Below are 20,396 nucleotides of genomic sequence, written 5' to 3' on the forward strand. Positions count from 1 at the left end.
CCTCACGTGTGTTCCCGGAAAAAATCTGTTTTCCGTTTTTAATGAGAATAGATTGGGTGCAAAGACGTTCCACAGCCGATATGGAATGTGAAACGAAGACAATAGATGTCCCATTTTTTTTCATATCCAAAATTTTATCGAAGCATTTTTTTTGAAAATTAGCATCACTTACTGCTAAAACCTCATCTACCAGTAGAATATCTGGCTCTGAATGTACAGCAACAGCAAACCCAAGGCGAACATGCATTCCCGAACTATAATGCTTGACTGGCATATTAATAAATTCGCCAATATCTGCGAATTCAACTATTTCATCATATCTTTTATCCAACTCTTTTTTATTCATACCTAAGATCGAGCCGTTTATATATACATTCTCTTTTCCGGTTAGCATAGGATGAAAACCAGCTCCTACCTCTATTAAAGCACCCACCCTACCCTTAATTCTGATAGTCCCTTTATCGGGCATATAAATACCGTTTAGCATTTTAAGAAGCGTGCTTTTGCCAGATCCATTTGGGCCAATCAGGGCTAGAGTTTCCCCTTGTTTCAATTCAAAAGAAACGTCATGCACAGCCCAAAATTCTCCGTTTCGAAGAACATGGGATTTCGACCTAAGCCCCAGCATATTACGAGCTATATCTATAGCTCCATACATCATTACATGTTGAAGCTTCTGAGAGAACTTTTTGAAAACATGATCAGCTCTAATAACTACATTATTAGACAAACGTTATACTCTCCTATTTTTATATTCTTTCAGTAATTTTCGTCTCAGCTAGATAAAATAACCGCCAAAAGGCTAAAAAAACAACCATAGCAAAAATAGTCGACCAGAGAAAACCCACTGGATTAGAAAAACCACCGTAAATAACTAAGTCCCTTGGACCGACCACCAGTTGAGCCACTGGATTCCAGTTAAAGAGAGTAGCAGCTAACTTAGATTTTGGAACGGGGTAAAGGATCGGACTTAAGAACATCAACAATTGCACTACTAACACAACAACGTTATTCATATCCCTAAAAACCCCTGCTGCAAGCGATAAGATGAACCCTGCACCAATGGTCAAAAGCAACAGTGGAATAATGGCTATGGGCAAGAATATTGCTGTCCATACAGGAGTAACTTTAAAGATTACCAGAACAATAATAGTTAGCGCTAAACGCACAATAAATTCAACTAATGCTTGACCAATAGATGCATACACGAGACTTACCTTAGGAAAATTTATCTTCGCCACTAAAGGTCCAGCACCTATAATGCTACTGGTGCTTGCAGTCACACCAACTGCAAATAAACTCCAAAATGTAAGCCCCATAATTGCAAATGCAACATAGGGAACGCCTACAGAGCCAATACGCAAAATTCCAGCACTGTTAAGGTAGACAAATATCGCAGTAGTCACAAGAGGATTTAAAGCGACCCAGGCGATACCTAATAACGATTGTTTGTATTTAGATTGAAAATCCCTTAGAAATAGACGCCAAATAAGTTCACGACTCTTCAATAAATCTATAACCATCTCACGCCACTGAGCAAAGAAGCCCATTTTAAGTTGTCGATCAGGTTCATATATGACGACATTTCCTGACGACATTAACCTGCAACCCCCTCAAAAGATAAACTTTCAACATACCACCGATAAGTCATCTCAATCCCCTGGCGCAGGCCAATTTGTGCCCGCCATCCTAGATTATTTATCTTACTAACATCTAAGAGTTTTTGAGCCATGCCATCGGGCTTTGAACTATCAAACTCAAGCTCACCCTCAAAACCGACTACCTCTCTTATTAGCAAAGCTAACTCTTTAATGGTTAGGTCCTCGCCAACACCGATATTGATAAGCTCACTGCTACCGTAATTCTGTATAAGAAATAAACATGCATCAGCCAAATCATCAACATGCAAGAACTCACGGCGAGGGCTACCGGTTCCCCATACAACAACTGAAGGTGCACCGCTCACCTTTGCTTCATGAAATTTGCGAATCAAAGCCGGAAGAACATGGGAATTCTGAAGATCAAAGTTGTCATTTGGCCCGTAAAGATTTGTTGGCATAACCGAGATAAAGTTGGTTCCATATTGGCGGTTATATGCCTCACACATTTTAATACCAGCGATTTTAGCTATAGCATAAGGCTCATTTGTTGGCTCCAGAATACCGGTTAGTAAATACTCCTCCTTCATCGGCTGTGGCGCAAACTTTGGATAGATGCAGGAGCTTCCCAGAAAAAGAAGTTTCTTGACGCCAAATAAATAAGCATTATGAATTATATTTAGTTGAATGGTTAGATTATCGTAGATAAACTCAGCTGGATAATGGCTATTAGCCCAGATGCCGCCTACTTTAGCTGCGGCAAGAAAAACATACTCTGGCCGTTCGGACTCAAAGAAATCTCTTACGGCAGAGCTATCGCGCAGGTCCAACTCATCGCTATTGCGCAAAAGAAGATTTTTATAACCCTCAGCCTTGAGCTTGCGTACTATCGCTGACCCAACGAGACCTCTATGCCCGGCTATATATATTTTGGAATTTTTATTTAAAGCATCCGCTGATTTCATCGACTCTCCTGAAACAGAGCTTCTTCCTTCAATATCGCTAGCTTCTTAGTTTCCTCATAATCAGCTCTAGCCATAATCCTAACTAGCTCTTTAAACGTAACTCTTGGCTGCCAACCAAGTTTCTCGCGTGCCTTTGATGCATCACCGATTAATATCTCAACATCGGTTGGACGGAAGTATTTTGGGTCAACTTCGATAATAACGCGACCCGTATCAGCGTCGATACCCTTCTCCTCAGCTCCACTTCCCCGCCATTCAAGGTCTATACCAAGCTCTTTAAATGTTTCTTCACAGAACTCCCTAACCGAATGGGTCTCTCCAGTTGCAATTACGAAATCATCAGGCTTTTCCTGCTGAAGCATAAGCCACATCGCCTCAACATAATCCTTGGCATAACCCCAATCTCTCTTGGCATTTAGGTTGCCAAGAAATAGTTTTTCTTGTAGACCAAGCTTGATGCGGGCTGCCGCCATGGTTATCTTTCGAGTAACAAACGTCTCGCCTCGTATTGGCGACTCATGATTAAACAAGATCCCGTTACTTGCAAAGATGTTATATGCCTCGCGGTAGTTAACGGTTATCCAATAGCTATAAAGTTTAGCTGCTGCATAGGGGCTTCTTGGATAAAATGGCGTTTTCTCTGTTTGTGGGATTTCCTGCACAAGGCCATATAGCTCGCTTGTTGCTGCATTATAGAAGCGAACTTTATCCGTCATATCAAGGATACGCAAAGCTTCAAGTAACCGTAATGTACCGAGCGCATCTGCGTTTGCGGTGTATTCCGGTGACTCAAATGAAACGTGCACGTGGCTTTGTGCGGCCAGGTGATAAATCTCATCCGGCTGCGTCTCCTGGATTAAGCGAATCACGTTTGTGGAATCCGTAACATCTCCATAATGCAGAAGAAACCTAGGATGACCCTCATGTGGATCTGTGTAAAGGTGATCAACTCTTTGAGTATTAAAAGAGGATGCTCTCCTTTTAATGCCATGTACCGTATAGCCCTTATCTAGTAATAACTCAGCCAGATAAGCACCATCTTGACCGGTCACGCCGGTTATTAATGCTGTTTTTGACATTTCTTAACTAATCCTCCTAATTTTTAACCGTACGATTAAGCAAGGTTACATGCTCATTGTTTGCCACCGGACGTCCGACTGAGTAATACTCAAACCCAGCCTCTGCCATTTTTTCCACTGAATAAATATTGCGCCCATCGTAGACTACAGGGTGCTTCATTGCTGAGCGCAATATGCTCAAATCCAGCTTCTTAAACTCATCCCATTCAGTTACAATAGCCAACAAATCAGCACCCTCAGCGGCCTCATACGGACTCGCGCACATTTTAAGCCCAGGTTGTTTGCCTAAAGTTGCAACTGCTTTGTCGACCGCTACCGGATCGTAGGCTCTAACTCGAGCGCCTTCATCTAAAAGGGTTCGGATTATCCAGAGCGCGGGTGCTTCGCGAACGTCATCAGTATTTGGCTTAAACGAGAGCCCAAAAACTGCTATTGTTTTATCAGTAAAGCTACCAACAGAACTTCGTATCTTTTCAACAAACCGCTCTTTTTGAATGTTATTGACCTTGATGACCGCCTTCAAAAGCTCAAAATTATGGCCCTGTGTAAGAGCGATATGATCCAACGCTCGTGTATCTTTTGGAAAGCATGAGCCCCCATAACCAATACCAGCTTTAAGAAAATCTGGGCCGATTCGTGGGTCTTGTCCCATGATCTTAGCAATTTTCTCAACATTAGCTCCCGTCAATTCACAGATATTTGCGATTTCGTTGATGAATGATATCTTGGTTGCTAAAAATGCGTTGCAAGCATACTTGGCAAGTTCAGAGGTTGACCTGTCAACAACCCAAATAGGTGCATTATATGGCTCATACACTCTGCTTAAGATATCAGCCGCTCTCTTGCTATTGACTCCGACGACAATTCTGTGGGGATGCATGCGGTCAAAAACAGCAGTGCCTTCGCGCAAGAACTCAGGGTTAGATGCTACATCAAACTCAATTGCTCCATCACTGCACGTTAAATTTTCTTTTATGATTGCCTCGACCTCTGAGGATGTGCCAACCGGTACTGTACTCATAACGGCAACCACTGTGTAGCCACCTCGTAAAGCTTTGCCGATTGCAGCCGCTGCCTCATATACGTAACTAAGATCGCTTTTTCCATCTTCAAGTGGAGGTGTACCGACTACAATAAAGACTACCTCGGACTCAGCTATACCACTGGCTATATCTGAGGTAAAAAGTAGCCTGCCGTGGCCTACATTGCGCTTAACAATATCTTCAAGACCCGGTTCATGAATAGTTAGATTGCCAGCTTGTAGCGTCTTTATTTTTTCTTGGTCGATATCGATGCACACGACGTGATGGCCAACCTCTGCGAAACAGGCGCCAGAAATCAGACCTACATGTCCAGTACCCACAATAGCTAGCTTCATAGTTCCCCCTAGATTAGACGATACAATCGTGTTGTAGCTAGGTTTATGGATTGACCAAACCTTCTTAAATGGTTATCATCCACCTCTAGACAAATAATAATCGCATCCAATTGCTTCGTGGCTAAATCTTCAAAACTCATTATTGGATACCCTAGGAAGACTTTTTTACCATCTGATGCTTGGTCATCGATAATAGCAATAATTTCAAGCTTCACTTCAGGCGCCACAATAGCAGCTATTTCCGCTAGTTCGTTTCTGCCGTATAATGCTACAGTTTTTACATCCTGTTCAGCCAGCTCTTGCAATTTTTTAAAAACATCCTTCCTTGCCTGACGATAAAAATCTATTGTATTTAAAGTCCACTTTACTGCCAGCTGACTTTTGGCTAGAACTCCAGCACGTGTAAGGTGATAAGTTAAAGAGCGATTATTCTCACCGCGAATCTTAATAAGTCCTTTGCGGACTAATGTTTTAAGAAGCGCGTTGGTAATGCCAAGGGCAACCCCAAGACGATTAGAAAGCTCCCGTTGAGAAATTTTTGGATTCTTTTCGATTTCTTCAAGGGCACGGAGACTATGTAGGGCTTCGGCTTCTTTTAAAAAAACCTCATCTTTATGCATTAGGTAAACCCCTGGTTTGCGCAATATCGCTAACTAAATAATTGTTCAAACATTGATTGTTCATATCCTGAACATAGTTTAGCATAATTCAGCATGTCTAATCAAGGGTCTGACTACTTTATTAATAGCGCGTATGATTGCCGCTGCTTCAAAGCGGAACAGCTGTGGAGTATAATCCAACCATGAGCCAAGCATTAGAACTTAAAACCGAAAGCAAAATAAATGCGATTGCCGTTTATTCAGGCGCCCATCCTGCGCATCAGAGGCTTCTAGCCAACTGCTGCAGCAAAAATATCAAAATGTTAGGTGAATGGTCTGCTGGTAAACAAGTTTCAATTAGAATAAAACTGCGTTCATACCTATCCACTGCCATGATGCTTAGGGCAAACAAAGCCAATGTGATTATTATTGAAGGAACCTTACCGGCCGCTTTAATGGCACCAGTAATCAAATTCCTCAACCGGCGCCCAAAACAAGTTATCGCCCTGTGTGCTGACGATGCTCTATATCGAGCTTTTGTTGAAGCTAGTGCCCTGACTCGTATCATCATTCGACATGGTTTCCGGTCTGTCTCAGGTATCATTGCCATTGGCGATTTAACAGCGAAACTAGCCAAAAAACATCTAAAACCACTACCTATTGCAGTCAGGTATCCACCGATACCTCAAGATAAGGTGGATAAGCTCTCACCAATAGAGCCCGCACTAAACTCACATAACTTGGTCCTTATTGGAGGTGGAAGCCAGTATTGTAAGGGTGTAGATATCGCTATAAAATGCTTGTTTGAGCTCCGGCAGCAATTTTCTGACGCCAAGCTGACAATTTTAGGATTTCATGGTATTGCAGAGCAACCTGGAATAGTTTCACCTGGTCCGGTAAGCGACATAAGCTCTTACCTATCATCATCCTCAGTGCTTATCCACCCCGTTAGGGGTGATGCATTTCCACTAGTAGTAGCTGAAGCAATGCTCGCTGGAGTTGTGCCTTTTGTTTCGGAGTGGACCGGCGCTTCCAGTTTAGCTAAGCAGGTATCATCTGAATTGGTAGTACCACTTAATGCTGAAGAATTTGCAAAAAGAATTATAGCCTTTTGGACGGATACGCCGAACAATCGAAATGCAATGTCTTCAAAATGCAAACAAGTAGCACAAAAATTTCTTGTGGATGGCAGGAATCAACCTTCGTTGGTTAAGTTTATTGAAAAGATACGCAACTAAAAACAAGATTGTTGTTGCTGTGCATAGCGCTTTGAGCAAAAACGCTTAAATTTTTATTTATAGCTCAGACTTCGCTCTAATCAGTTGCTCGATTTTTAAGGTAGCACACTAACAGACTTGTCTCTTGTTGCAACCCCTTTGTCTGAAAACCAGGTTACTCCTTCTTCTACCAAGTCCCATTTAAGTATATAGCTACCAGGAGTAGGCGGTGCTTTAACTGTTGCATTTATAGTGCTTTGGCTACCTGGTGCCATATCAGAGCCAATCGAGGTTCTTATCCCGTTCCACACAACCACATTGCCATTCAGATCCATCCAGTGGTAAGCAAGATTGACAGGATTAGCCCCACCTGCTTTCCAGGTCTTAGAGCCTGTGTTTTTGATTGTAACAGATACAGAGTAGTTATTCTCTGCTGCCATTGAAGCTGGAGTGTTATCGGATACATAGATGGCTGAGTATTCTAATTGTTGCAGGTAATTCCCATGGGCCCAGCCCCAGCGACCGTTAAAATAGACGTATCTCCAGGTGCCGTTGTTTTGCTGGGTTTGGCCATCAGACCATACTCTGCTACCTTCCGGCATGGTAGTAATAATGTCACCCCAGGGAGCTAACCTTAACTTTAGACCATTTCCTCCTGTATTCACTACCATATACTCCTGAGTTGCCTCAGGCGGAATAATACCTGCCAATTCAACCCCGGTATAGTAATGTCTTATAATATCCACATAACTATATCCTGCCTTAGCCATCGCCTCGGCGCCTCGCTGGCACATGCCAACCCCATGGCCGTACATAGTGGTATAGCCACAGCTACAAGGCACGCTACGAGCATACGGTAAAGCGGTAGACCAAACATCTTCACTGTTTCGAGTGTGACCATCGCAGTGCGCAAAGAAGAAAGCCCGGATTACCTGGCCGTTATATATAGGGACAACATTGTGCGTGGCTTCGACGGCAGCGTCGGTCGTGTCATAATGAGTTTGGCCCCACACTTGACAGTGTGTGGTCGTACAAACATTGGCAGCACCATGATTGTGAGACGTTATCGCATAAGCTCTGGCTGCTACGGCTTGAGCTTTTAGAGCCTCAGCCGGCCACGTATAGCCTACCTCACGGGGTACCACGCCCTTTAGATACTCATCAACACTCATTGTTTGAATGAAATCATCACCTGTTCCGGTTTTACCATCTGGACCCGGCATTAAAACTTTAATCGTGTCGGGAACAAGGTCTGACGATGCTACTGTTACACTGCCTGCGCTTAAGGAGGCAGAATTCACGCTGCTTATGTCACTCGTCTGCAGGTTCTCGGCAAATCTGAATTTGCTCTCAATCACTTTCTCCTGCTCTTCTGTTAGCTTTTTGGGGATCATCTCAAAGGTAACAGGTCTCCCTGGTTTTTGGCTGGTCTGGGTCATGCCGATGTAGCCTTTAGCTGAAGCATGTACATTAAAAGTGGTTTTTGCCGTTTGAAGACTAAACTTGCCATCGCTTTTGGTAACCGTTTTGGATGATTGCCCTACTATGTTAATTACCGCACCCTCGATAGGCTTGCGGGTAATTATATTTACAGCCTTACCGGTGACAGTAAAAGACCTATCGGAGGAAAATGGTGCGCTAGGTGAAATTAAAAACGGTATAGCTATCAAGCATAAGACTAAACTGCCACAAAATTTATATAACCAACTTTTTGTTTGCATTAAAACCACCGCATTGCAACAAACGCAAGTACAATTAATATTCTTGGGCCCTGATAGCTAATAGCTGTACAAGCAACCGCTCAATATATCTACATTACAGAATATCCCCTGTAATTTCCAGCATCCTGGTACAAAAGCCCTGCTTAACAACAATCTGCTTTTAATAACAACGACCGCCGGAAAAATACTGGTCCAAATAGAACGGATTTCTGGTATTTGCAACCGCAAATTTTAAATGTGCGCTTAGGGTAATTGCTTGGAGGTACAACTATTAAGCTCTCTTTTTACTTATTCGGCACACGCTTGCGTACACTTTAATGATAAAGACCACGATGCCTTGCAGCAGCTGTTTGGGGTCTAAAACTAAAATAAGCTCATTTATTACCTGGTTAGCTTGGGAACCCGTAAATAATTAACGGTTGGCAAAAAAAGCCATAATAAGTGTGGAAAATTGCAGCAAAACCTGCTAATAATAAAGGAGAATTTTTATTACAAAGGAGTAGTGCAATGAGAAAACCAGTTATCGATCACGACGAGTGCATCGGCGACGGCATCTGTGAGCAGGTTTGCCCAGAGGTCTTCGAGCTCAGAGACGATGGTCTCGCCTATGTTATTGAAGGGGCGGTTGATGATTCTCTCAAAGACAAAATTGATGAGGCCATCTCGGAGTGCCCAACCGACTCTATCGCATGGGAATAACCAAAATAAAATCCGCGCTCACACTTTTATGGCTAGCCGACCGGCTAGCCTTTTTTGGTGAAGTTAGCTTCTTGATATCAAAACAACGCCGAGGGCGATCAAGAAGGCACCTGCAAACCGAATAGCGCTTACGGGCTCGTTCAGATATCTCCACGCTATAAACATGACTATAATATAGCCGATCCCGACAAAAGGATAAGCAAAGCTTAAATCCACCCTTGAGAGCACAATAAGCCACAACACTGATGAGAGAGCATAAAATAGTAAGCCTGCAAGTACATAGGGATTAATAAACGTCTTAAAAAGCATGGCTTTATAATAGGCCATATCGCCCCCGCCGATTCGCCCAACCTGGTTCATACCGGACTTGAGTAGAAACTGCCCTCCAAGTGCAAGCGATAAGCTAGTAAATATTAGGATAAGCGATCTAAGCATCAAATCTCCTAGTTCTTGATTTATTTTATATTCTCTAATATATCGGCTATCCTTTTGCTCGCATATCCGTCTCCATATGGGTTGACAGCGCGTGCCATCCTACCATATTCTACCCCATCTTTAAGCAAAAGTTGTACCTCTTTTACTATCATGCTTATATCACGGCCAACGACTTTTACTGTGCCGGCCTTAACGCCTTCGGGCCGCTCTGTGACTTCCCGCAAAACCAACACAGGTTTGCCGAGCGAGGGAGCCTCCTCCTGTATGCCACCAGAGTCGGTCAAGATAAGATAAGACCTGTCTATAAGTTGCACAAATGGCTCGTAATCGAGCGGAGCAACCAGGTGAATGCGTTCGATACCATCAAGAATCTGCCTCACGGTCTGCTGCACAACCGGATTTAAATGAACCGAGAAAACGACCTCGATATCGCTGTTTTTCGCCGCAATATCTTTAATGGCACGGCAGATTTGCCTCATAGGCTCTCCCCAGTTCTCACGCCGGTGTGCGGTGACAAGAATGATTTTTTTACCGCCAAAGTCAATATCTTTAAGGGTGGGTTCGGTAAAGGTGTACTCCGGTTTGACTGTTTGGATAAGGGCATCGATAACCGTGTTGCCTGTAACATAGATACGCTCCTCCGGCACAGCGCACGCCAGGAGATTTTTTCTGGCAGTATCGGTTGGTGCAAAATGGTAGTCGGCTATGGTTGTAGTCATCGCCCGGTTTATCTCCTCAGGAAACGGATGATACTTGTCGAAGCTTCGCAGGCCCGCCTCCACGTGCCCAACCGGTATCTTAAGATAAAAAGCTGCCAGGGAAGCAACAAAAGTCGTTGTTGTGTCGCCTTGAACAAGAAGAACATCCGGCTTTTCTTTTTCTAATACGGGCTTTAAGCCAAGAAGGGCTTTGGTTGTGATATCAAAAAGATCCTGGCCAGTCTTCATTATTCCAAGGTCATAGTCCGGTTTTATATCAAAGAGATTGAGCACCTGATCCAGCATTTCACGGTGCTGGGCGGTAACTGCAACGACCGACTTAAATTTATTTGGTCTGCTCTCAAGTTCTTTTATAACCGGAGCCATCTTGATGGCCTCAGGACGCGTACCAAATACAAATAGGGCTTTTAACATAAACGGGAATATTCCCCCCACCTAACCTCTCCCCCAGGGGAGAGGAACTAGATTGCCACGTCGGCCCTTTGGGCTTCCTCGCAATGACAGCTAAGATTACTTCACTACGCTCGCAATGACAATCCCATTCACTAACTCACCAGTCTTTAATTTGATATTCGTAATTCGAAATTATCCCTCTCTCGTATCTTAATTTCTAGACCTTCTCTCTGGCGAGCTTCTCTTTAAAAAATGCTGCAGTAAGTTCGAGCCCTCTCTGAATGTCTATAAGCGGCTCCCAGCCGAGAACTTCTTTAGCTTTGGCATTTGCAAGATAAGTCCTCTCTAGTTCACCCTGTCGGGGTGGATAATAGACCGCATCTTTTTGATAGCCGATTATGTTTTTAAGCCGGGTAAAGAGCTCGTTTACCGACGTGCCAATTGCTGTGCCGATGTTGATCTCCTCGTTGTCACCACTTCCTAAAGCAAGAAGATTTGCCCTTACAACATCGCCAACGTAGACATAGTCTCTAAGCTGCTCTCCAGTACCAAATATTTTAACTTCCCGGTTTTCATGCATGGCCTGGCAAAATATTGCGATAACACCAGCCTCACCGTGAGGGTCTTGTCTTGGCCCATAAACATTGCCGTAGCGAAGCGAAGTATATTTCAACCCATGCAAGTTGCTATAGCACCTTAAGTAATAATCCCCAGCAATTTTTGAAGTTGCATATGGCGCCAGCGGGTCTAATGGCGTGCTCTCGTCAGCCGGCAAAATTTTAGGTTCTCCGTAGATTGCACCCCCTGATGACGCAAAAATCACCTTCTTAACGCCATGTTTGACGCAGCTTTGCAAAAGCCCAACCATGCCTGTGATGTTAACGCTTGCATCGTACATAGGATCGGTTACCGATTTTCGAACATCAATCTGCGCGGCATGGTGGTTTAATACGTCCGGTTTTTCCTTTGCAAAGACCAAATCGATCTCAGGCGAGCGAATATCTATCTTATAAAACCGCGCCTTCGGGTTTATATTTTCCTCCTTGCCGCTTGATAGGTTATCAATAACAGCTACTTCATGGCCGGCCTCAATATAGGCGTCTACAATATTAGAGCCGATAAAACCGGCGCCACCGGTTACGATGATCCTCAAAACACATCACCTTCAATAGTCAAAGTTAATAAAGCTAGTTATCTCCAACGATCTAAATTAGTTAAAGGCACCTATAGGGTAGATAAATCCAGTGGTTTCAAGTATAGCTTATTATGGCAATAAATGCATACTTTATACGGCAGAGCAGGCACGAGAGTTAATTTTCTGGATGCTGTTTAATCGCTTGATTTGCCTTTTGGCAATCACATTATTTGGGTATTTCTGGTATAATATTAAAAACGCACCGTAGAGGAGTAATTAAGAGGTGGGCCAAACCCTGATTCTAAGATTAGTGCTTATGCTAACAGCAATATTTGTTATTACCCTGCCTTTTGGTTATTGGAGGGCAGGGGCAGAGAGGCTATCTAGGGATTGGTTCTTAGCCATACATATTCCGGTGCCGATAGTTATTCTGCTGCGGTTGGGCTTCCATTTTGGCTGGTGGGCCCTTCTTTTTACCATCCCGGCTTTTGCTGCCGGGCAATATGCCGGCGCCCGGTCCCGATCGCTTCTTTCTAAAAGGGCTTAAGGCTCGTATTTTTTCCCGCCAAGAAGAAACGAATGCGGGTAGTCAATAAAGTTATCTACTAAACCGTTGCGCACTGGATTTTCAAGAATAAAAGTTGCAGCGCTTACGATCTGCTCCATAGGGAGGGCTTGCTCTCTATAATCAGGTTGCCATACAGGCCCTTTCCGCCCGCCCTTGGCAAGAACATACTCAAACCTAAATCTTAACAAGTTAACAAAATGAGCCACCAAAACGTTTCCCGGCTGGCAAAGGATATGAACATGATCCGGCATTATACAAAATGCAAAAAGCTCATACTCATGAAGAGCGGTTGTCTCAAAAATCAGATAAGCCAGGTTATTGCAGTTGTTTGCTTTACTAAAAAGAGCTTCCTTGTGATAAGCCGTAAGAACTACATGGTATATGAGCGGTAACGTGCTTACATTGTCCCGATCTTCATCTTGCTTTGTCAATAATCGCTTGCTCTCCATGAAATATTACAATAAATTAATCGTATGATGTGCACAACCCCCTTTTAGGGATATTTTTAAAAATTTTTCTTAGGTTTTGGCGGTTAACTGTTGCCTCAATTATTACCCTACCTGGTAACTTCTACAATAAAAATAAAGACATTGGCACTTTAGCACATCTAGGCCAATTAATGGTCCAAAGTTATTCTTGCTCCTCTAGCAGCTTCTTCAAGTACTTCCGGAGCTCGGGTCCAAATTCTTTATTTTGTAAGGCAATTTCAACTGTTGCCTTGATCCAGCTGAGTTGGTTTCCGATGTCGTAGCGCGGGCCGGTAACTTCGAATGCATAGATCTTCTCTTTCTTAAGAAGCCGCTTTAGAGCATCGGTTAGCTGTATCTCACCTCCCAGACCCGGCTCTGTGGCGGCAAGTGCTTTGAAGATACCCGGTGTCAGTACATAGCGGCCTAACATAGCGAGATCAGATGGCGCATCTTTTGGGGAAGGTTTTTCAACCAGATCAATAACCTCGTATAGGTGAGGGCCAATTTTTTTGGCTTCGATTATGCCGTATTTCTTCACTTCTTCGCGTGGTACACGCTCAACGGCAACAACCGTTGAGTTAAACTTCTTGTGGTACTTTATAAGCTCACGTGTGCAGGGGTTATCACTTAAGGTTATAGCATCTCCAAGAAGAACCGCAAAAGGATTATCCCCTATGTGTTTCTCAGCGCACAATACTGCATGCCCTAATCCTGCCGCAATCTTTTGCCTTATATAATGTATATCCGCAAGCTTTGCTATCTCCTCAAGCTCGGCAACTGCATCATGGTCATTTTTCTTTTTTAAAACCGACTCAAGCTCAAAGGACCGGTCAAAATGGTCCTCTATGGCTCTTTTCCCACGGCCAGTAATTATTAAGACGTCGTCTATCCCGGAGGCAACGGCCTCTTCGACCACATACTGGATCGTGGGTTTATCAACCACCGGTATCATCTCTTTTGGCTGCGACTTCGTGATCGGCAGGAAACGGGTCCCCAACCCCGCGGCCGGTATCACGGCTTTGTTTACTTTTTGGCTGCTCTTATTTGCCATCTATATCCTACTCCTCTTAAGAACTTTTTGTTCGATAAATTCCTCCAGCGCCTCTTCCCAATCCCGCATCGGATCGCCGATGGTAAGTTCAAGTGCAAGATTTTTGAGAACTGAGTAAGCTGGCCTTTTTGCCGGGCGGTTTAGAACCTCTGTCGCTATAGGCTCAACTAATACATCGTGCCGTCCGCTGATCTCCAATATCTTCTTAGCAAATCCATACCAGGATACCTCGCCCTTATTAACCATGTGGTATATACCATAATTACCTCTTTTTATAAGTGTTAGCACTGCGCGGGCGACATCGATGGTATAAGTTGGCGAGCCAACCTGGTCATCCACTACCTGAAGTTTGTCTTTCTCATCAGCAAGTCTGAGTATAGTTTTAACAAAGTTCTTTCCGTGCTCCCCATAGAGCCAGGCAATTCTTACAATATAATACCTCTCAAGCAGATGGGATACAAAGTGCTCGCCGGCATACTTTGAGGCTCCGTAGACGCTAAGAGGATTTGGCCGGTCCCATTCCAGATAAGGCGTTGATTTCTCGCCGCCGAACACAAAATCGGTGCTGAAATAAAGCATGGCAGAATTAGATATCTGGCAGGCCAAGGCGATATTTTGGGTCCCTATCGCATTCACCTTATATGCCAATTCAAGATTGGACTCACAACCATCAACATCCGTATAGGCAGCAGCGTGCACTACTAGCTCCGGGCTAACCTCTAGTATTTTCTTTTTGGTTTGCCCAGCATCGGTTATATCAAGGTCATCTATATCTATTCCAACAACCTCATGCTCCTTTGATAAAGTATCCACAAGATCGGTGCCAAGCATTCCCCTAGCACCAGTTACCAATATTCTCAAAGCAAACCTCCCTCAAAAGCAGTACTCCATTATACTTTGATTGATTATAGGTTCTAAAAATTGACACTTGATTATCGATTATCAACCGAACCAAAAATATGTAGAGCTATTTAGCTCTCACTTTCTAACTTTTTCCTCAATAATTTATACAACAAACCTCTAATATATCTGTGACGCTCTGCCAGGTATCACGGTAGTTTTAGAGTAACATACCGGCTACTGAAACTTCAAAGCACGCAGCCAGCGATAGCCTGTAAACAACAAAGCGGCAGAGCCCCAAAAGTGGTAAAAATCTTATGCTTAAGTTATATTAATACTGGTAAATCATTATAGATCAATAATACCGGGGGATAGTTGATGAAAGGCTTGATTTTAAGCGGTGGAACCGGCACTAGGCTTCGGCCCATCACATTTACCAGTGCTAAACAGCTGGTTCCAGTTGCAAACAAACCGATCCTTTTTTATGCCATTGAGACAGTAAGAAACGCTGGCATTAATGATATCGGTATAGTTGTTGGCGATACCAAAGAAGAAGTTAAAAAAGCAGTCGGAGATGGCAGCCAATTTGGAGTCAAGGTAACTTATATCGAGCAGGAAGCCCCGCTTGGGCTTGCCCATGCAGTAAAAATATCTGAAGATTTTATAGAAAATGACAGTTTCGTCATGTTCCTGGGAGACAACCTTATAAAAGATGGAATTAACAGCCTGGTTGACGAATTTCGGATAAATAAGCCAAACTGTCAAATACTTCTTGCAAGCGTTCCAAACCCGCAGCAGTTCGGCGTCGCCGAACTTAATGGCGATGGCCGGATAAAAAGGCTGATTGAAAAACCAAAAGATCCACCATCTGATCTTGCTCTGGTTGGCGTATATATGTTTGACAAAAACATCTTTGAAGCGGTAAATGCGATCAAGCCGTCCTGGAGAAATGAGCTTGAGATTACCGACGCGATTCAATACCTGGTAGATAAAGGGTACGAAGTTCATCCCCATGTCATATCGGGCTGGTGGAAAGATACCGGAAAGCTAGACGACATGCTTGAGGCTAACCGAATTATGCTCGAGGACATCGAGACAAGCATTAGGGGCTCGGTTGATGAGAAGACAAAAATCCACGGCAGAGTCGTGATTGAAGAGGGCGCTGAAATCCTTGATTCCGTAATTCGCGGCCCTGCAGTTATTGGCAAAAACAGTAAGGTAATGCACTCCTATATCGGCCCCTTCACATCGATTCACGATAACGTTACGATAACAAGAAGCGAAATCGAGCACAGTATAATCCTAGCGGAGTGCGTTATCGAGAGTATTGGAAGCCGAATTGAGGATAGTCTTTTAGGTCGAAACGTAAAAGTACATAGAAGCGAACGTAAGCCAAAGGCATATAGATTGATGGTCGGAGATAATAGCGAAGTGGAAGTTTTGTAATTGGAGGTTTAATAGTTGATAGATGGTGTAAAGGTTAAAAGCTTAAGAGTCATCCCTGACGAACGGGGGCGACTAATGGAAATCTTAAGAAACGATGAGGAGTTTTTTGAAAACTTTGGGCAGGTATACATGACTACCACTTATCCAGGGATAATTAAGGCGTGGCACCTGCATAAACTCCAAACAGATAACATTGCGGTAGTAAAAGGAATGCTAAAACTTGCGCTTTATGATGACCGCGACGGCTCCCCTACCAAAGGCGAGCTAAACGAATTCTTTATTGGCGAGCACAATCCGATTTTGGTGCAAGTCCCAAAAAATGTCTATCACGGTTGGAAGTGCATAAGTGAAACCGAAGCCATTGTGATAAATATCCCAACGCATACCTATAACTACAAGGAGCCGGATGAACATCGGCTACCGTATAACACAGAACTTATTCCTTATGACTGGAGCGTAAAGCACGGATAAGGATAGGGTCTAGGAACCGGGGTTCAGGGCAGGCTCTAAAGGGCTGCACTACGATTATTACTTGAATAGCTCAGAAGACAAGAGCATGATTTACACAGGGGGTTCTGATTTGAGAATTATGGTCACCGGTGGGGCTGGGTTTATCGGCTCTAATTTTATCCACTACATGCTTAAAGCTCATCCAGATTATGAGATCGTAAACTTTGATAAACTGACCTATGCGGGGAACTTAAACAACCTGAAGGATATCGAGAACAACCCTCGGTACAGGTTCATCAAAGGAGACATCTGTGATCCTGTAGCGGTGTCGGAGGCTGTAAAAGGTTGCGATGTCGTGATAAACTTCGCAGCGGAGAGCCATGTTGATCGCTCCATAATTTCAGCCAAAGAGTTTATAACCACAAATGTGATGGGCACCCAGGTTCTACTTGAGGCTGTAAGGGAGTTTGACATCCCTAAATACCTGCAAATCAGCACCGATGAAGTTTATGGGAGCATTGAGGTAGGCTCATTTAAGGAAACTGACCGCCTTGAGCCAAGCAGCCCTTACTCAGCAAGCAAGGCGTCTGCAGATTTGTTATGTCACGCTCACTACACAACATTTGGTACACCGATCATTATAACTAGAAGTTCAAACAATTTTGGTCCATACCAGTATCCAGAAAAACTAATACCGCTTTTTGTTACCAATCTGCTCGAGGATATCCCGGTTCCAGTCTATGGGGATGGAATGAACGTTCGCGACTGGTGCTTTGTCGAGGACAACTGCCGTGGTATCGATACCGTCCTTCATAAGGGAGAAATCGGTGAGATATACAATATTGGAGCCGGGAACGAAATGACTAATCTTGCAATAACTGAAACTATACTAAGCCACCTAAGCAAGCCAAAATCTCTGATACGTTTTATTGAAGACCGACTTGGCCACGACCGCAGGTATTCAATAGATACCTCAAAGGTACAGGCTTTGGGCTGGCAGCCCCAATATAACTTTAATGATGCTTTAGATTTAACGATTGAGTGGTATAAAAACAACGAGTGGTGGTGGCGTCCCCTTAAGTAGGGACGTCCCTAAAAAGAAAGAGGAGAGGTTAATGTCGAAAAACCTGGAAACTGTTGCCGGTCTACCGTTGGAACTTGAGGACGCTCGTTTGGTATTTAAAGATGATCTACCGGCTGTCGAGCCAGACATCCGCCATCTACAGGATTTTAAAGAGGTGCTCGCACCCGATTCACCCCTAACCGGCCCTGAAGATGCCTATTTTATGTACCGCGACGTCGGATTCCCAAAAGATAAAGAGATGTTTCGCCAAAAAAATTACCGCTATGATATCACAACGCTCCAAGCCGGAGTGGTCGGTCGCGAATTACTAAAAACCGTTGGGCATTACCATCCGCTTGTTCCTGGAACAAATGTAACCTATCCCGAAGTCTACGAAGTCATAAGCGGGCGCGCCCACTATCTGTGCCAGAAAGTTGATGGCAACAGGGTGTTAGACTTCTTTGTGGTAGAGGCTCTGCCCGGGCAGAAAGTAGTTATCCCTCCGGGATACGGGCACATAACCATCAACCCGGAAGATGAGCCGCTTGTGATGAGTAACGTAACTGCTGATGGCTTTAAATCTATCTATAAGCCGCTTGAGGACTTGCATGGTGGTGCTTTCTATGAACTTGCCAACTTCACGTGGGTTCAAAATAAGAACTACATTATAGAGACAACCCCTATGTGGGCGCAGGCTAACGAAGTGCCCGATTTTGGATTAACTGAATCGGTTCCTCTTTACGTCTCAATAACGCAAAACCCGGAGAAGTTCGATTATCTTGTCAACCCACAAAACTATATGGATACATTTACAAAGGCGTTGAAGATGACGGGAACTTTGTTAGAATAGGGTCCCTGGACCCTATTCTATGCCTTAACAACCAAACTCTTTAACGCTTTCTTTGCTGCTTCGATTGTTTTCTCGATATCTTCATCGGTGTGTGAGAGTGATACGAATGCTGCTTCAAACTGTGATGGGGCAAGATATACTCCCTGCTCCAGCATCGATTTAAAGTACGCGGCATACTTTGCGGTATCGGATGTTTTTGCGCTTTGGTAGTCGTATACCGGCTTGTCGGTAAAGAACATGCAAGATAGCGACCCCACCCGGGTAAACTGTGCATCGACTCCGGCTTCAGAAGCTGCTTCTTTGAGCCCATCGGCAAACTTCTTGCCCTTGCGATCAAGCTCCTCATAGACCTTTGGGTCTTTAAGGATTTTAAGAAGGGTGATGCCGGCGGTCATCGCAATCGGGTTGCCCGAGAGCGTGCCGGCTTGATATACCGAGCCGACTGGTGCGATATGATCCATAATTTCGGCACGACCGCCAAATGCTCCAACTGGGAAGCCGCCGCCGATGATTTTACCCATAGTGGTTAGATCCGGCATAACGTTATAATACGCTTGCGCTCCGCCATAGGATACACGGAAGCCGGTTATAACCTCGTCGAATATCAAGACAACACCGTACTCTTTGGTAATTTTGCGCAAACCCTCAAGAAAACCTTCCCTTGGTGGGATGACTCCTGCGTTTCCGGCCACTGGCTCGATGATCACAGCTGCAATATTCTCATGTTGCTCGCGGATGGTTTTCTCAACTGCCTCAAGGTCGTTATACGGCAGATTGATCGTATCTTGTGCTGCACCCTTAGTAACACCCGGACTATCGGGGAGACCAAGTGTGGTCACTCCTGAGCCAGCCTGCACCAGGAGTGAATCGGAGTGGCCGTGGTAGCATCCTTCAAATTTGATGAACTTAGAGCGGCCGGTGTAGCCGCGCGCCAGGCGGATTGCGCTCATGACCGCCTCGGTGCCCGAGCTTACCATCCTTACCTTCTCAACAGACGGCATGGCATCAACAACCATCTTGGCCATCTCTATCTCAAGCTCGGTCGGCGCACCATAGCTTGTACCATTTTCTATAGCGGCACGCACTGCTTCGTTTATCTCATCGTTAGCATGCCCTAAAATCATCGGCCCCCAGGAGGCAACATAGTCGATATACTCATTGCCATCGACATCGTAGACTTTCGAGCCCTTGGCTCTGGCAATAAAAAGCGGGTTTAAGCCAACCGACTTAAATGCTCTAACAGGGCTATTTACGCCACCGGGGATATACTTTTGAGCCTCAGCAAAAAGCTCCTGAGATTTTTGTGTGTTCATCTATAACCTCCTAATTAAAGCCATCAGCTATCAACACTCAGCAATCAGCTTTTATTTCTTTAGGCTGGCGGCTGATAGCTGATGCCTGGTAGCTATTAGCCAATTATTTAACATCCAGGCGCTGTACATCCGTGACCTTGTTTAGATGCTATCCGTCTTGGCTCATATATACAATACGGTTCTTCAGCAAGATAATCTCCAGTAACTTCGTAGGCACGAGCACGGCAACCGCCGCAGATTCTCTTGAACTCGCAGACGCCGCATTTGCCTTTGAGCTTATCATAATCGCGCAGGTCGGTGAATAGCGGCGATGTCTCCCAAACCTCTTTGAACGTTTGCTCTTTAATGTTGCCTGCGGACTTCTCAAAGTAACCGCACGGTTGGACCTGGCCTACGTGGCTTATAAA

Annotated in this window: 22 protein-coding genes; 7 read left to right on the forward strand and 15 right to left on the reverse strand. The window is 44.3% G+C overall.

Features of this window, described 5'->3' with window-relative positions:
- The 6 genes from K6T91_10570 to K6T91_10595 all read right to left on the reverse strand — a co-directional run.
- On the reverse strand, positions 1–730 hold a 730-nt coding region (locus tag K6T91_10570), incomplete at its 3' end, for an ABC transporter ATP-binding protein (protein ID MCL6473232.1).
- 19 nt (positions 731–749) lie between these two features.
- Positions 750–1,598: an ABC transporter permease gene (locus K6T91_10575; GenBank protein MCL6473233.1), complete on the reverse strand. Its 849-nt coding sequence runs from the start codon at positions 1,596–1,598 to the stop codon at positions 750–752.
- Positions 1,598–2,563, reverse strand: coding sequence for a GDP-L-fucose synthase (locus K6T91_10580; GenBank protein ID MCL6473234.1), 966 nt, complete (start codon positions 2,561–2,563; stop codon positions 1,598–1,600). Before K6T91_10580 ends, K6T91_10575 begins: the two co-directional genes overlap by 1 nt.
- Complete coding sequence (gene gmd, locus K6T91_10585; GenBank protein ID MCL6473235.1) at positions 2,560–3,642, reverse strand: GDP-mannose 4,6-dehydratase; 1,083 nt, start codon at positions 3,640–3,642, stop codon at positions 2,560–2,562. The genes K6T91_10580 and gmd overlap by 4 nt, the downstream gene beginning before the upstream one ends.
- Before the next feature lie 16 nt (positions 3,643–3,658).
- Positions 3,659–5,020, reverse strand: a complete 1,362-nt coding sequence (locus K6T91_10590) for a UDP-glucose/GDP-mannose dehydrogenase family protein (GenBank protein MCL6473236.1) — start codon at positions 5,018–5,020, stop codon at positions 3,659–3,661.
- Positions 5,021–5,028: 8 nt separating this feature from the next.
- On the reverse strand, positions 5,029–5,640 hold the full coding sequence (locus K6T91_10595; protein ID MCL6473237.1) for a winged helix-turn-helix transcriptional regulator: 612 nt from the start codon (positions 5,638–5,640) through the stop codon (positions 5,029–5,031).
- A 182-nt stretch (positions 5,641–5,822) separates the two neighbouring features.
- Here K6T91_10595 and K6T91_10600 point away from each other — a divergent pair, with 182 nt between their 5' ends.
- Positions 5,823–6,857, forward strand: a complete 1,035-nt coding sequence (locus K6T91_10600; GenBank protein MCL6473238.1) for a glycosyltransferase — start codon at positions 5,823–5,825, stop codon at positions 6,855–6,857.
- A 95-nt stretch (positions 6,858–6,952) separates the two neighbouring features.
- Here K6T91_10600 and K6T91_10605 read toward each other — a convergent pair whose 3' ends face one another.
- Positions 6,953–8,557 (reverse strand): SpoIID/LytB domain-containing protein, encoded by a 1,605-nt coding sequence (locus K6T91_10605; protein MCL6473239.1) that lies wholly within the window; start codon positions 8,555–8,557, stop codon positions 6,953–6,955.
- Positions 8,558–9,064: 507 nt separating this feature from the next.
- Between K6T91_10605 and K6T91_10610 the strand changes: the two genes are divergently transcribed.
- Positions 9,065–9,256, forward strand: coding sequence for a ferredoxin (locus K6T91_10610; protein MCL6473240.1), 192 nt, complete (start codon positions 9,065–9,067; stop codon positions 9,254–9,256).
- A gap of 63 nt (positions 9,257–9,319) precedes the next feature.
- Here the strand turns inward: K6T91_10610 and K6T91_10615 are convergent, their stop codons facing one another.
- The 3 genes from K6T91_10615 to K6T91_10625 all read right to left on the reverse strand — a co-directional run bounded on the left by K6T91_10615 (position 9,320) and on the right by K6T91_10625 (position 11,956).
- A complete protein-coding gene (locus tag K6T91_10615; protein MCL6473241.1) occupies positions 9,320–9,691 on the reverse strand; it encodes an EamA family transporter in 372 nt (123 codons plus the stop codon).
- A 20-nt stretch (positions 9,692–9,711) separates the two neighbouring features.
- Positions 9,712–10,824: a UDP-N-acetylglucosamine 2-epimerase (non-hydrolyzing) gene (gene wecB / locus K6T91_10620; GenBank protein ID MCL6473242.1), complete on the reverse strand. Its 1,113-nt coding sequence runs from the start codon at positions 10,822–10,824 to the stop codon at positions 9,712–9,714.
- A 196-nt stretch (positions 10,825–11,020) separates the two neighbouring features.
- On the reverse strand, positions 11,021–11,956 hold the full coding sequence (locus K6T91_10625; protein ID MCL6473243.1) for an NAD-dependent epimerase/dehydratase family protein: 936 nt from the start codon (positions 11,954–11,956) through the stop codon (positions 11,021–11,023).
- A 265-nt stretch (positions 11,957–12,221) separates the two neighbouring features.
- On the opposite strand from K6T91_10625, the gene K6T91_10630 reads away from it, so the two are divergent.
- Complete coding sequence (locus tag K6T91_10630; protein MCL6473244.1) at positions 12,222–12,485, forward strand: hypothetical protein; 264 nt, start codon at positions 12,222–12,224, stop codon at positions 12,483–12,485.
- Here the strand turns inward: K6T91_10630 and K6T91_10635 are convergent.
- From K6T91_10635 to rfbD, 3 genes are all read right to left on the reverse strand, one after another.
- Entirely contained in the window at positions 12,482–12,937 is a 456-nt protein-coding gene (locus tag K6T91_10635; GenBank protein MCL6473245.1) for a transposase, read from the reverse strand. The genes K6T91_10630 and K6T91_10635 overlap by 4 nt on opposite strands.
- Positions 12,938–13,136: 199 nt before the next feature.
- Positions 13,137–14,027 carry a UTP--glucose-1-phosphate uridylyltransferase GalU gene (galU, locus tag K6T91_10640; protein ID MCL6473246.1) on the reverse strand — a complete coding sequence of 297 codons (891 nt, stop codon included), beginning with the start codon at positions 14,025–14,027 and terminating at the stop codon, positions 13,137–13,139.
- Positions 14,028–14,888 carry a dTDP-4-dehydrorhamnose reductase gene (rfbD, locus tag K6T91_10645; protein ID MCL6473247.1) on the reverse strand — a complete coding sequence of 287 codons (861 nt, stop codon included), beginning with the start codon at positions 14,886–14,888 and terminating at the stop codon, positions 14,028–14,030.
- Between the two features lie 357 nt (positions 14,889–15,245).
- Here rfbD and K6T91_10650 point away from each other — a divergent pair, with 357 nt between their 5' ends.
- The 4 genes from K6T91_10650 (at position 15,246) to K6T91_10665 (ending at position 18,676) form a co-directional block, all read left to right on the forward strand.
- Positions 15,246–16,313, forward strand: coding sequence for a glucose-1-phosphate thymidylyltransferase (locus tag K6T91_10650; GenBank protein ID MCL6473248.1), 1,068 nt, complete (start codon positions 15,246–15,248; stop codon positions 16,311–16,313).
- Between the two features lie 15 nt (positions 16,314–16,328).
- Positions 16,329–16,784, forward strand: a complete 456-nt coding sequence (locus tag K6T91_10655) for a dTDP-4-dehydrorhamnose 3,5-epimerase family protein (GenBank protein MCL6473249.1) — start codon at positions 16,329–16,331, stop codon at positions 16,782–16,784.
- A 109-nt stretch (positions 16,785–16,893) separates the two neighbouring features.
- Positions 16,894–17,847: a dTDP-glucose 4,6-dehydratase gene (rfbB, locus tag K6T91_10660; protein ID MCL6473250.1), complete on the forward strand. Its 954-nt coding sequence runs from the start codon at positions 16,894–16,896 to the stop codon at positions 17,845–17,847.
- A 31-nt stretch (positions 17,848–17,878) separates the two neighbouring features.
- Positions 17,879–18,676 carry a glucose-6-phosphate isomerase gene (locus tag K6T91_10665; GenBank protein ID MCL6473251.1) on the forward strand — a complete coding sequence of 266 codons (798 nt, stop codon included), beginning with the start codon at positions 17,879–17,881 and terminating at the stop codon, positions 18,674–18,676.
- Between the two features lie 17 nt (positions 18,677–18,693).
- Here K6T91_10665 and hemL read toward each other — a convergent pair whose 3' ends face one another.
- Together hemL and K6T91_10675 are read right to left on the reverse strand one after the other, a co-directional pair.
- The gene (gene hemL, locus K6T91_10670; protein ID MCL6473252.1) at positions 18,694–19,989 is read right to left on the reverse strand and encodes a glutamate-1-semialdehyde 2,1-aminomutase; all 1,296 of its coding nucleotides are present in this window, start codon (positions 19,987–19,989) and stop codon (positions 18,694–18,696) included.
- A 107-nt stretch (positions 19,990–20,096) separates the two neighbouring features.
- Positions 20,097–20,396: SPASM domain-containing protein (locus K6T91_10675; GenBank protein ID MCL6473253.1), on the reverse strand; the 300-nt coding region annotated here is incomplete at its 5' end.

Source organism: Bacillota bacterium (genome assembly GCA_023511485.1).
Taxonomy (GTDB): Bacteria; Actinomycetota; Aquicultoria; order Aquicultorales; family Aquicultoraceae; genus CADDYS01.